Source organism: Gilliamella sp. Choc4-2, from assembly GCF_001690355.1.
GTDB lineage: Bacteria > Pseudomonadota > Gammaproteobacteria > Enterobacterales > Orbaceae > Gilliamella > Gilliamella apicola_A.
On sequence record NZ_LZHG01000060.1, the window covers coordinates 143,146 to 156,775 of the forward strand.

The following is a 13,630-nucleotide window of genomic DNA, read 5'->3' on the forward strand; positions in this document are numbered from 1 at the left end:
AATAAATGCAACTATTTTTGATTATCTAACTTATTATCACTTTTTGATTCAACTTCGTCATCATTCATCGCTTTTTTAAAGCCTTTCAACGCTAAACCAAGATCCGAACCTAAATTACGTAACTTTTTAGTACCAAATAATAAAATCACCACGGCAAGAAACACTAAAAGATGTGGAATACTAAAAGACATAATCAAATCCTCTCAATAAATATAACGCTCTCGCTCTGTTAGGGTAAGCTTTAAAAAATATTATATAGAAGACTGATTATACTCTTTTTGTGAAGGGATTTCATGGATAGTTCAAAAATAAAAAAAAAGACCTGTATAAAACTATACAGGTCAACATGAAATATAAGGAATATAAGGAAAGAAAACAATGAAAAATCCTTACCCTGCTTATTATCCATTTTTTTTCGTTTTAGTCAACGTTTTTATTTGTTTTTTTATTTATTTAAAAATCGTTCAAAACAGAAGCAATATCAAATAAAATCTAGCAAAAACCAGCTGCTAATAAATAAATCAAGATTTAATTCTAAAAAACAAGTATTTGACATATATCAAATAAATTATAAAAATCAAATTAAAACAATTAAAAAACAAAATTTACCAATAAAAAACATCGATAATCCAAAAGAAAAACATAGAAACATTATTTTTTTAAAAAATTGCAGACAACGTATTTTAATAATTGAAATAATGAAATCATCAAAATATAAAACGAAAATCACTTACAAATATTAATAAAATCACATTTTTATATGATTTTTTCATTAGACGAAATATGTAAAACTTGTAAAATATACACTATAATTGGAAAACGGATGAAATAACAAAAATGAGTTAGAAATGAATATGATTAAAAATAAAAATGTTAAAACATTTAAAGATAGATTACATAGCTCAATGCAAGGTTTATCTGTTTCAGCCTTTGCTAAAAAATGTGATATGTCTGAAACAGTCATTCGAGACTATTTATCAGGGAAAACATACCCATCACTAACACGCTTAGAAGTTATTGCAGAAAAATGTAATGTTTCTTTTAACTGGCTTGCTACTGGTTACAAATTAGAAGTTTTAGGCTCAAAAGATGATGAAAATGTTTACAATGAAAATATCTACCGTGTTCCTGTTTATAGAAAACAGTTGCCTACTAAAGAAGAAGCTCAAATGCAACGTTATGTTCGTGAAACTCCACCTGTCATGAATTACCCTATTGTAGAAGGTTGGGCCTCCCATCGAGGGTTAGACATCAAAAAGTTACTCATATATTGGGCAAAGGGCGATCTAATGTCGCCCGAAATAAACAATAACAATGGTCTTATTATTAATACGGAAATAGGTGATATTGTTGATGGTGCAATTTATCTGATTGAATATGAAGATATTACCTTTCTAAGAAAAGTACGCTTAACTCTCGATGGGTGGCTGTTAATTTGTAATAATAGTGAGTATCCAACAATTGAAGTACCAAAAACAAACTTTCATAAATATCACATTGTTGGTCGTATTGTACAGATCATTAAAGATATTTTTTAATCACTTTTAATAGCTATATACTAACTTTCAAGATATAATCTGGACAGAGGAAATAACAAGCAAATTATTTCCTCACTAATTATCCAACATTTATTACTTTCACAAAAACAGAAAGTCAATTAAATGATATTTATTTAAAGTTTCAAACAAAAAATTAGTGCGATAATGATTTACATCTACCTACACTATCCCAATATTTTAATATCATTGATAACCTATCAATGAATGAACGTTATTACTAATTAGGTCTTATATGTATAGATTTTTTGAAAAATTAGTATCACCTTATCCTATAGATGAACCTAAACCAATATCTAAAAACTTTTTTAGTTTTATATGGCACTCAACCAAAGGTACTCGCTTATTTATGTTACTGCTAATTATCCTCAGTGGATTAGGTGGTGCATTTGAAGCTTTTTTATTTGCCGCTCTCGGTAAAGTTGTTGATTCTCTATCAGAAGTCGAATCAAGTAAATTTTGGCAACAAGAAAAGATAACATTAATATCATTAGCCTTGATAATTTTAGCAAGTACATTAATAATTGGTTTGCAAACTATAATAAAGCACCAATGTCTTGCCGGTAACTTTCCGATGAGAATGCGTTGGGTTTTACATAGATTAATATTGAACCAAAATATGCATTTTTTCCAAGATGATTTTGCTGGTCGAATATCATCAAAAGTGATGCAAACAGCACTTGCTGTTAGAGATACCTGCTTTTTAGTATCTGATATTTTCATATACGTTTTTATTTCGTTTATTACTATGGCAGCAATTATTGGTCAATTAGAACCTCGGTTATTATTACCATTTTTAGGCTGGAGCTTGCTCTATGGAATAGCAATGTACTACTTTATTCCACGCCTAAGTAAAATTGCCAGTATACAAGCTGATGCGCGTTCGACTATGACAGGAAGAGTCACAGATGCTTACACGAATATTATGACAGTAAAGCTGTTTTCACACTCAGGTAATGAAGCTAAATACGCTAGAGAATCAATGGATGAATTTTTGGCTACTGTCAATAAGCAAATGCGGTTAGTGAGTAGTTTTGAAATTGTTAACCATTTACTTTCTGTTTCACTAATACTAAGCACGACAGGGGTTGCCCTATGGTTATGGACAAATCAATTAGTTGGCATTGGAGCTATTGCAACAACAACAGCTGTTACCCTACGATTAAATGGTTTCTCACATTGGATTATGTGGGAAATGGCTGCTTTATTTGAAAATATTGGTGTGGTTAAAGATGGAATTAATACATTTTCTGACGCAAAAACGGAGGTTGATAAACCCGGTACAGCTAACCTTAATATTACTCAGGGAAGAATTGAATTTAAACATATCTACTTTAACTATGATGAAAAAAGAGATAAATCTATTATTGAAGATTTAAATTTAACTATCAACCCTGGAGAAAAAATTGGTTTAGTAGGTCGTTCAGGTGCAGGAAAATCAACGCTTATTAATTTACTACTTCGCTTTTACACTTTAAAAAGTGGCGAAATCATTATCGACGATCAAAATATTACAACAGTAAACCAAGAAAGTTTGCGCGCTCAAATTGGTATGGTGACCCAAGATACATCACTATTACATCGATCAGTACGAGAAAACTTACTTTACGGAAATAATGAAGCGACGGAAGATGAAATGATCAAAGCAGCCAAAAAAGCCCATGTCGATAGTTTTATCCAAACCTTAGTTGATGCTAATGGTAGAACTGGCTATGATGCTTTTGTTGGTGAGCGAGGTATAAAATTATCAGGAGGGCAAAGACAACGTATTGCAATTGCTAGAGTGATTCTTAAAAATGCCCCTATTTTATTATTAGACGAAGCCACAAGCGCACTAGATTCTGAAATAGAACAAGCGATACAAGAAAGTTTGTATACATTAATGGAAGGTAAAACCGTTATTGCTATTGCTCATCGTTTATCCACTATCGCAGCAATGGATAGAATAATTGTTCTTGATCAGGGAAAAATCATTGAACAAGGCACACATCAAGAGCTACTTGAAAAAAATGGACTCTATACAAATCTTTGGAAACACCAAAGCGGCGGTTTTTTGCCAGAAAATTTATAAATAAAATCAACTAAAATATAAACGCATATATCACTATATATGCGCTATCAGGTTACATTAATTGATAAAGTTTTTATAAAAATCTGATTCAAACCTCATAATCGCGCTATTTTTAGGTTCAATAGGGTTATCAGCATGATATCCCGATAGTAATTGAACGAATGCAATATATTTGCCATCTGATTTTTGAATAAAACCAGCTAAGTTATAACTACCTTGTATATATCCTGTTTTAGCGCGTACAGCTTCTTTAAGAGGTGATTCAATAAAACTTTTACGATATTGCAATGTACCATCAGTTCCCGCAATGGGAAGTTTCTCAATAATACCCAATTCAGCATTATGAGCCGAAATATACTGTAAAATTTCCATCATTTTATTAGCACTAACTAAATTCAATCTTGATAAACCAGAGCCATCTACAATGACCAGATTTTCAAGATCAATACCGGCTTTTTTTCGTAAAATTTGCTTAACAGCATCGCCGCTATTTCGCCATGTGCCTTGTATATTATAATAGTGAGCCCCCAATGTTCTGAAAATGGCATCAGCATATAAATTATTCGATTTTTTAAGCATAATAGTTAACAGTTCTGAAAGAGGAGCTGACTGGTTTGTAGCTAATAATATAAGTTTGGAAGTTATTTTTTGATTGCTCTGTGTAATAATCCCAGTAAAAGTCATTTTTTGTTTCTTAAGTTCATTTTTTAAAATTGCAGAAAAATAATGAACTCCATCTAATATAGCAAATTTAAGTGGTATTTTTTTTGAACTAGTAGCAATACAACCTGATAGGTAATAATTATTTTTGGCAGAGTAGCTAACATCTAATTCACAATATTTATCATTCAAATCTTTACTAGATTTTGCAATAGTTCTTACATCCCCCATTACTGTAACAGGAATACCAATTGGAATCGAAATAGACGCTTTTCCACCGATTTTACTTGGCGTAACTGATGCAAAAAAGCAGTTATTATCAATAATTGCAGCGGATGGAGGAGCATTATAACAAGCAGTTAAATTATTCCATGACCATCCTTCAGCTTTATCGTGACTTGTAAAAATTGAAGTATCTAAAATAATTTTTCCCGATATCTTTTCAATCCCTTTTTGGCGTAATGCAGAAAGCATAGTTTGCAGCCGATTTCGACTAAAGGTTGGATCACCACTTAATTTAATTATTAAATCACCATTTAACTGTTTATGACTAATTAAACCATTAGTTAACATTTGTGTTTCAAATCGAAAATCACTACCTAACTCAAGCTCTGCTGCAAGAGCAGTTATGATTTTTTGAATACTAGCCGGTTGTTTAAATTGATCACTCTTGTATTGGGCCAAAGTTGTAGGCTGCCTTCCAACAGATTGAACCAGAATGGATATATCGCTTCCTTTAGGTAAAGTAGAAATATAAGGTTCAACTGATAACGCTTGCACTAAACTAGATAAAAAAGAAAGAACAAAAACACAAATTGCTTTGAATTTTTTCATTGAAATCGGCTCAAAATGGTTTTTAATAAAGAAGTTAACTACAAATATAGCTTTTTTTGTTATGCCTATCAATATATACTCAATCCGTTTTATTAATATATTCCATTAAAATAATAAAAATAGCTATTGAAATTATTTCAATACAAAATTTAACTTTAGGTGATAATAACATGATTCAACATTTATTAGGTTTTCCAATTGAAACAGTACTAGTTTTCATTATATTGGCTTTAACTGCAATCGTTATTGATTTGTTTGCTCATCATAATGATAAACCGATAAGCTTAAATAATGCTATTGTTTGGTCACTATTTTGGATTGCTATTGCTTTGGCTTTTTCACTCTATTTATACCTTCATCACGGAAGCTCTATTGCAAGCCTATTTATTACTGGTTATATATTGGAAAAGGCACTCTCAGTGGATAATCTTTTTGTCATTATGGCTATTTTTTCATGGTTTGGCATTCCTGATAATTATCGTCATCGCTTACTCTATTGGGGAGTAATTGGTGCTATTATATTCCGCGCTATTTTTGTGATAATTGGTTCCAGTTTATTATCATTAGGGCCATGGATGGAATTATTATTCTCTGCTATAGTTGCTTTCACTGGGATAATGATGTTAAAAAATCAAGGAAAGAATCATGAAATAAAGGATTATTCAGAACATTTTGCTTATCGCATCGCAAAACGCATTTTACCATCTTATCCCAAAATTGTTGGCCACCATTTTTTATTAACACAAAAACAGCTCAATGCTGAACTGGCAAAATCAGGAGATGCTGAATTTGTTAGTAAATTCTCCAAAAATATTTTATATACTACCCCGCTGTTTTTATGCATTGTTGTAATTGAACTTAGCGACGTAATGTTTGCTTTTGATTCTGTGCCAGCTATAATCGCCGTTAGCCAAGAGCCATTCATTGTTTATAGCGCTATGATCTTTGCCATTTTAGGGTTGAGAACAATGTACTTTGTTTTAGAAGCTATGCAACAATATTTAGTCCACCTTAGTAAAGCTGTAACCTATTTGTTGTTTTTTATTGCCTTCAAATTAGCTTTCAATGCTAGCAACCACCTATTTGGGTATAACATCAATATTAGCCCAACTAATAGCCTTTATATCGTGTTAGGCATTTTAACTTTGGGAATTATTGCAAGCTTCATCTGGCCAGAAAAAAATAAATAATAGTTATGAAGATATTGGCAGGCATTCCTGCCATTTAAAAATCAAAATTTATTACGTTTTAAAGAACGTAAATAATAACTTATACCTAAAATGATAAACCAAATTGGTGTGGCAATTAAAGCTTGTCGTGTATCAGATTCCAAAGTAAGAAGCACAATCACAAAGGCAAAAAAAGCTAAACAGACATAACACATCAAAATACCACCTGGCATTTTAAATTGTGATTGCTGATGTAAAGTAGCTTTTTTGCGTCGATAAGCTATATAAGAAATTAGAATCATTGACCAAATATACATAAATAAAATGGCTGAAATCGTAGTCACAATAGTAAATGCATGCATAACATTGGGTACAAAATAAATTAATACCACCCCACCAAATAAACAAGAGCACGAAAAGATTAATCCATTAGCTGGCACAGAACGACTAGACAACTTACCAAAAGGTTCCGGCGCATCTTGTTTTTTAGCAAGTCCAAATAACATTCGGCTTGTTGAGTAAATTCCACTGTTCGCTGATGATGCAGCTGATGTCAATACAACAAAATTGATAATACTTGCGGCAGCAGGTAAACCTATTAAAGTAAATAATTCAACAAATGGGCTTTTATTCGGTGAAATTAGCTTCCATGGCGTTACACTCATAATAATAATTAACGCAAAAACATAAAAAAAGATAATACGAGCAGGCACAGAATTAATAGCTCGTGGTAGGTTTTTCTTAGGATCGATTGTTTCTGCGGCTGTTGTACCTACAAGTTCAATTCCCACAAAAGCAAAAATGGCAATTTGAAACCCAGCAAAAAAACCCATAGTACCATGAGGGAAAAAACCACCAAATTTCCATAAATTGGAAAATGCAGATATTGTATTAGTTTGTTCAGAATGGTAAGAGGTTAAAATTAATACTATACCAATAGCTATTAACGCCAAAATCGCAATAATCTTAATCATCGAAAACCAAAATTCTGTTTCACCAAACATTTTTACTGTTAATAAATTTAAGGTTAATAATAAAACAACCGTTAATAACATTGGTATCCATGATTGTAGTTCAGGTATCCAATGTTGCACATATCCTGAAATGGCGACAACATCAGCAATTCCAGTAATAACCCAACAAAACCAATAAGTCCAACCAGTAAAAAAACCAGCGCAAGGTCCTAGTAGATCATTAGCAAAATCACTAAAAGATTTATATCTTAAATTAGAAAGCAGAATTTCACCCATTGCTCTCATGACAAAAAAAAGCATAAAACCTATGATTATATAAACAAATACAATCGACGGTCCAGCAAGGCTAATCGTTTTTCCTGAGCCCATAAATAGCCCGGTACCAATAGCACCACTAATTGCAATTAATTGGATATGCCGATTAGATAGGTTTCGCTTTAGATCATTGTTTGAGGATGTAATGCTCATCGCTATTATCACCTTTTATTTCGAAATTTTTTCGATTTTATAAAGAATATAGAAATATAAAGTTTATCCCTGCAAACCGCAAGCTGAAATATTATGAAAACTTTTTATGCCGACATAAAATTAACAGTAGTTTCTTATAAAAGAATTGTGTAGCATAACAAACCATGCTTATTACTTAAACAAATCATTAGAATGCAAAAGAATAACTACTGTGACTATTTTTATTTGGCACCTATTTTATTTATTCTATTATTAGCTGGCTGTCAAAACAATAAAATTGAACAAGGTCAAAGATATACTGAAGGTAAGCTATCTTCATCTTTCAATATTACATACCCTCAATTAGCTATTCCTATAAATATTTCAGATTATGTTATACAAATTGAAAAAATCAAAACTTATTCACCATCTTTATATCATAAAAATAAACATATTTATAATGCCATTGACTCTTGGATTAACCGTTCTTTAGGAACTGATGAATTTGATAAGGTTGGGTTGAAAAGTTATGAAATGGAAGGCCAAGACGGCTACGGAAATGTACATTTAACCGGCTATTATACACCCGTTATAAAAGCAAAGCATAAGCCAACTAGCGAATTCAAATATCCGATTTATAAATTTCCTAATCGATTAAAAGGCAGATTACCAAGTCGAGAGCAAATCTATAATGGCGCACTATCAGGAAAAGGGCTAGAAATTGCTTACAGTAATTCATTAATGGACAATTTTATTATGGAGGTTCAAGGTAGTGCTTATATTGATTTTGAAGATGGTTCTCCATTAGTTTTCTTTTGTTTTAGCGGAAAAAATGGATATGAATATTCTAGTATAGGAAGATTATTAGTTGAACAAGGGGAAATCGATAAAGAAAATGTTTCAATACAAGCCATCAAAAATTGGGCCCAAAATAAAAGTGAAAAAAGACTTAAAGAATTACTAGTACAAAACCGTTCATTTGTTTTTTTTAAACCTCAACATAATACCGAAGTAAAAGGCGCTGCAGCAATACCTTTAGTTGCAAATGCATCTGTAGCTTCAGATAAAGTAGTTGTGCCAATAGGATCTGTCGTCCTAGTCGATGTACCACTCCTTGATGACGATGGAATATATAGAGATAGACGAGAAGTTCGTTTAATGGTCGCACTTGACGTTGGTGGTGCGATAAAAGGTCAGCATTTTGATCTTTATCTTGGTGTAGGAGACAAAGCCGGTAAATTGGCTGGTTATTATAACCACTTTGGGCGTGCATGGGTCATCAAGCCTTAAATTACTAACATCGACGGCATGGGAAGAACCTGTTAAAATGAAAAATAAAAATTTTATTAAGGACAATTCATGAGACTATGCGATCGAGATATCGAAATATATTTACAAAATGGTAAATTAAAGATTACACCACAACCTGCAGCTAATTGTATTAATGGCGCAACAGTCGACGTCAGATTAGGCAATCAGTTTCGTACTTTCAGAGAACATACTACACCCTATATAGATTTAAGCGGACCAAAAGAAGAAGTTTCAGCTGTTTTGGAACAAGTAATGAGTGAGGAAATAGTACTCCCCAAAGATGGTATATTTTACCTTCATCCTGGGGAATTAGCGCTAGCGGTTACATTAGAATCGGTTACAATTCCAGATGATTTAGTCGGATGGTTAGACGGGAGATCATCACTTGCTAGGCTTGGGCTTATGGTTCATGTGACAGCACATAGAATTGATCCTGGTTGGCAAGGACAAATTGTACTTGAATTTTATAATTCAGGGAAAATTCCACTCGCACTTAGACCAGGCATGACAATCGGTGCGCTTAGCTTTGAAACACTAACAGGACCTGCTGAAAAACCATACAACCGTCGTCAAGATGCAAAATATAAAGACCAACATGGTGCAGTTGCTAGTCGTATTGATAAAGACTAAAATAATTCATAACGTTAATCAAGGAATATTAATATGATTAGAAAAATATTGGTTACTCTTTTTATCTTAATTCTGCTCATTGCGATCGGAATAGTCTCATTAATAGTTTTTGTTGATCCTAACAATTTTCGAGGATTTATCTCCGATAAAGTAAGGGATAAAACTGGTTATGAGTTAACTATCGAAGGGGATTTACGTTGGCATATTTGGCCACAAATAAGTATATTAACCGATTCAGTAAAACTTTCTGATATTGGTGCTCAAAAACCTATTTTAACCGCAGATAACATGCGGCTTGATGTTGAGTTATTTCCTTTATTTTCTAAAAGGCTTGATGTTAAAAATGTATTTGTAAAATCAGCAGTCATCAATATTACAGAGGAAAGCAAAGGGAAAAAAATGCAATATGAGCCCCCCCATCAACCTACAACAACTTCAGATGGAATATTACAAAAACAAAAAAAAGAAGAAAAAAACAAATCAGGTTGGGAATTTACTTTAAATAAATTCGAAATTTCAGATAGTACAGTTATTTTGCAACAAAAAAATAACCTTATTAATTTTAGAAATCTGACCTTAACACTTGAACAAAATACAGCCAAAAACATTTCTGTTGATGTGAAAGGAAATATTGATCGAAACCAGCAATACCTATTTTACACAGCAAAAGCGAACATTGATTTAGGTCAATATCCTGAATATGCAAAAATAGAATTAGAACATCTTGATTATATTATTAAAGGAATTGGTATTCCATCAGGAAAACTAAAAGGTAATTTAAAAGGCGCGTTTAATTATCAGCAAAAACCTCGGATTTTTGAAACCCAACGTCTAACCTTCTCAATTAATGATAATATTTTTACAGGTCATATACATGCTAATTTAGATCAAAAAACACATTTAGTATTAAATTTTAATGCCGACCGACTGAACCTTGATTCGTTTGCAGATGGAATAAATGAAAAATCAAATAATAGTAATAATAATGTTAACTTAGCAACACAGCAAACAACACCTGTTGTATCGACAATACCAAAAGCGAATAATGAACTTATTTTTCTTAATTTATTTGATGCAGAAACTAAATTTACAATAAAAGAATTAGTCAAAAATAAATTAGTATTAAATAATGTAAATGTGGACGTCATTAACAAAGATGGAATCGCAACATTTAACGATGTTAGCTTTGATTTTGCGAAAGGTCATATTGTTGCAAAAGGTTTTGCAAATGGTAAACAAAAAGAAACTTTAATTAAACTTGATACAAAAGTGAGAGATGTTGATTTAAATACGTTTTTTAACCAAATTGATACCGGTAATGATCTAGTAGGTCTTTTTAATGCAACTGGAGAATTAGAAGCAAGCACTATAACACTATCTAAATTATCCAATAATTTACAAGGTAAATTGGGTATTGTTATAACCAATGCAAGGCTTGATAATATAAATATTCAAAATATTATCCAAAGTGCAACTGCGAAATACACTAAAGATGTTTTAACCGTTGAAAATCAAAAAAAATATACTGAGTTTCACGAAATTTCAGCGAATGCTTATTTGAGTAATGGCAATATAAACCTTACTTCTTTAACAGCTAACTCAGAAACACTTGATATTATTGAAGGTTCAGGGCGAATTGGCATGGAACAAAAAGATTTAGACGTTAATTTAAATATAAAAATGCTAGGAGGCTGGAATGGCAAAAGTGAGACAATTGCGAAATTACAGCAACTGACTATTCCGTTCCGTATTTATGGGCAATTCACTAAACTTAATTATCAAATTGATATCAGCCAAGTTTTAAAAGATTTATTGAATGATAAAATACAACAAGGTTTAGATAAACTTCGTAATAAGTTAGAAAATCGAAATTTAAAAGATGACAAGAAATCAAATTCTAAGCAAAAAGCAGCAGAAATATTAGAAGGGCTATTAAAAAATAACCTGTAAAAATTAAACTAGTTAATAAAAAGGTGAGCTTAGCTCACCTTTTTAGTGTCAACAATTTAAATTGCCTATAAGATAAATTTACTTAAATCTTCATTAGCAACAAGTTTATCTAGATGATCACCTACATATTTGGCATCAATTGTAATCGTATGACCATCGAGTTCACTCGCTTCAAATGAAATCTCTTCCATTAAACGTTCTAATACAGTATGCAATCTACGAGCACCAATATTTTCATTTTGTTCATTTACTTGCCAAGCAGATTCAGCAATCTTACGAATCCCATCAGCTGTAAAATCAATATTTACACCTTCAGTTGCCATTAGTGCTTTATATTGAGCCGTAAGTGAAGCATTAGGCTCAGTTAATATACGCTCAAAATCTTCACTAGTTAATGCTTGCAATTCAACTCGAATAGGTAATCGACCTTGCAATTCCGGTATTAAATCCGACGGATTTGCTGTTTGGAATGCGCCTGATGCAATAAACAAAATATGGTCAGTCTTAACAGAACCATGTTTTGTTGAAACCGTACATCCTTCAACAAGAGGTAATAAATCACGCTGTACACCTTCGCGAGAAACATCTGGACCAGATGAGTTACCACGTTTACAAACTTTATCGATCTCATCAATAAAAACAATTCCATTTTGTTCAACTGCTTCTATTGCTTCCTGTTTAAGATCATCAGGATTTACAAGCTTAGCGGCTTCTTCTTCAATCAATTGTTTAAATGCATCTTTAATTTTCATTTTACGTGGTTTAGTTTTCTGTCCACCTAAATTTTGAAACATTGATTGTAGTTGATTTGTCATCTCTTCCATACCTGGAGGAGCCATAATCTCAACTCCTATATTGACACCTGCTATTTCTATTTCGATCTCTTTATCATCAAGTGAACCTTCACGTAATTTTTTTCTAAATGCTTGCCTTGCGGTTGAATCATTATTATTTTCTACTTGTCCCCAACCATCTTTTGCTCGTGGCACTAGCACATCTAAAATACGGTCTTCAGCTAATTCCTCTGCTCGAGTGCGATTTCGTTCAATCGCTTCTTGACGAATCATTTTAACTGCAGAATCGGTTAAATCTCGAATGATTGAATCAACTTCTTTACCAACATAACCTACTTCGGTAAATTTTGTTGCTTCAACTTTAATAAAAGGCGCTTTAGCTAATTTAGCTAAACGTCTTGCAATCTCAGTTTTACCAACACCTGTTGGTCCAATCATTAAAATATTTTTGGGTGTTACTTCATGGCGTAAAGCTTCATCTAATTGCATACGACGCCAACGATTACGTAAAGCTATAGCAACAGATCGTTTTGCCTTATCTTGTCCAATTATATATTGGTTTAATTCGCTTACAATTTCGCGAGGAGTCATTTCAGACATAATAAAATTCTCTTAGATCAGTTTAATTAATAATTGAGTTCTTCGATTGTTTGAAAATCATTAGTATACACACAAATATCACCTGCAATTGATAATGATTTTTGCACAATATCATGCGCTGATAGCGATGTATTATCAAGTAAAGCACGTGCAGCTGCTTGTGCATAAGGCCCACCAGAACCAATTGCAATTAAATCATCTTCTGGTTGGATAACATCTCCAGTACCAGTAATAATAAGTGATGCGCTTTCATCAGCAACAGCAAGTAATGCTTCAAGCTTACGTAGCATTCTATCTGTACGCCAATCTTTCGCTAGTTCAACAGCTGATTTGGTTAAATGCCCTTGATGCATTTCTAATTTTCGCTCAAATAATTCAAAAAGCGTAAAAGCATCAGCAGTACCACCAGCAAAACCTGCAATCACTTTATTATTATATAAACGGCGAACCTTGCGAGCGTTTCCCTTCATAATTATTCGTTCGCCTAGCGTGACTTGGCCATCCCCACCAATAACGACTTGGCCTTCTCGTCGGACACTGACAATTGTTGTCATATTCTGCTCCTTCTTTTACATAAATAACTTAAATTGGAATGAATAGATTATATATTGGGGTGATAAGTCGATTTTCAATA

Annotated in this window: 11 protein-coding genes; 6 read left to right on the top strand and 5 right to left on the bottom strand. The window is 32.4% G+C overall.

Annotated elements, in window-relative coordinates; all coding sequences use genetic code 11:
* Nucleotides 1-11: 11 nt before the first annotated feature.
* Nucleotides 12-194, bottom strand: coding sequence for a Sec-independent protein translocase subunit TatA (gene tatA, locus A9G34_RS08310; RefSeq protein ID WP_176701036.1), 183 nt, complete (start codon nucleotides 192-194; stop codon nucleotides 12-14).
* A 654-nt stretch (nucleotides 195-848) separates the two neighbouring features.
* Between tatA and A9G34_RS08320 the strand changes: the two genes are divergently transcribed.
* Entirely contained in the window at nucleotides 849-1,538 is a 690-nt protein-coding gene (locus A9G34_RS08320; protein WP_065569425.1) for a LexA family transcriptional regulator, read from the top strand.
* Nucleotides 1,539-1,791: 253 nt separating this feature from the next.
* Nucleotides 1,792-3,627, top strand: coding sequence for an ABC transporter ATP-binding protein (locus A9G34_RS08325; protein ID WP_065569426.1), 1,836 nt, complete (start codon nucleotides 1,792-1,794; stop codon nucleotides 3,625-3,627).
* Between the two features lie 57 nt (nucleotides 3,628-3,684).
* Here A9G34_RS08325 and dacB read toward each other — a convergent pair whose 3' ends face one another.
* Nucleotides 3,685-5,121 carry a serine-type D-Ala-D-Ala carboxypeptidase gene (dacB, locus tag A9G34_RS08330; RefSeq protein WP_065569427.1) on the bottom strand — a complete coding sequence of 479 codons (1,437 nt, stop codon included), beginning with the start codon at nucleotides 5,119-5,121 and terminating at the stop codon, nucleotides 3,685-3,687.
* A 170-nt stretch (nucleotides 5,122-5,291) separates the two neighbouring features.
* Here dacB and A9G34_RS08335 point away from each other — a divergent pair, with 170 nt between their 5' ends.
* Nucleotides 5,292-6,311, top strand: coding sequence for a TerC/Alx family metal homeostasis membrane protein (locus tag A9G34_RS08335; protein ID WP_065569428.1), 1,020 nt, complete (start codon nucleotides 5,292-5,294; stop codon nucleotides 6,309-6,311).
* A gap of 41 nt (nucleotides 6,312-6,352) precedes the next feature.
* Here the strand turns inward: A9G34_RS08335 and cycA are convergent, their stop codons facing one another.
* Nucleotides 6,353-7,732, bottom strand: a complete 1,380-nt coding sequence (gene cycA, locus A9G34_RS08340; RefSeq protein ID WP_034943930.1) for a D-serine/D-alanine/glycine transporter — start codon at nucleotides 7,730-7,732, stop codon at nucleotides 6,353-6,355.
* 192 nt (nucleotides 7,733-7,924) lie between these two features.
* On the opposite strand from cycA, the gene mltA reads away from it, so the two are divergent.
* The 3 genes from mltA to asmA all read left to right on the top strand — a co-directional run bounded on the left by mltA (nucleotide 7,925) and on the right by asmA (nucleotide 11,602).
* A complete protein-coding gene (mltA, locus tag A9G34_RS08345; protein WP_065569429.1) occupies nucleotides 7,925-9,001 on the top strand; it encodes a murein transglycosylase A in 1,077 nt (358 codons plus the stop codon).
* Between the two features lie 69 nt (nucleotides 9,002-9,070).
* The gene (dcd, locus tag A9G34_RS08350; protein ID WP_034943933.1) at nucleotides 9,071-9,652 is read left to right on the top strand and encodes a dCTP deaminase; all 582 of its coding nucleotides are present in this window, start codon (nucleotides 9,071-9,073) and stop codon (nucleotides 9,650-9,652) included.
* 33 nt (nucleotides 9,653-9,685) lie between these two features.
* Nucleotides 9,686-11,602: an outer membrane assembly protein AsmA gene (gene asmA, locus A9G34_RS08355; RefSeq protein WP_065569430.1), complete on the top strand. Its 1,917-nt coding sequence runs from the start codon at nucleotides 9,686-9,688 to the stop codon at nucleotides 11,600-11,602.
* A gap of 65 nt (nucleotides 11,603-11,667) precedes the next feature.
* On the opposite strand, the gene hslU is transcribed toward asmA, so the two are convergent.
* Both hslU and hslV read right to left on the bottom strand, forming a co-directional pair.
* Complete coding sequence (hslU, locus tag A9G34_RS08360) at nucleotides 11,668-12,996, bottom strand: HslU--HslV peptidase ATPase subunit (protein ID WP_065569431.1); 1,329 nt, start codon at nucleotides 12,994-12,996, stop codon at nucleotides 11,668-11,670.
* A gap of 26 nt (nucleotides 12,997-13,022) precedes the next feature.
* Nucleotides 13,023-13,550 (bottom strand): ATP-dependent protease subunit HslV, encoded by a 528-nt coding sequence (hslV, locus tag A9G34_RS08365; RefSeq protein WP_034943942.1) that lies wholly within the window; start codon nucleotides 13,548-13,550, stop codon nucleotides 13,023-13,025.
* Between the last annotated feature and the right edge of the window lie 80 nt (nucleotides 13,551-13,630).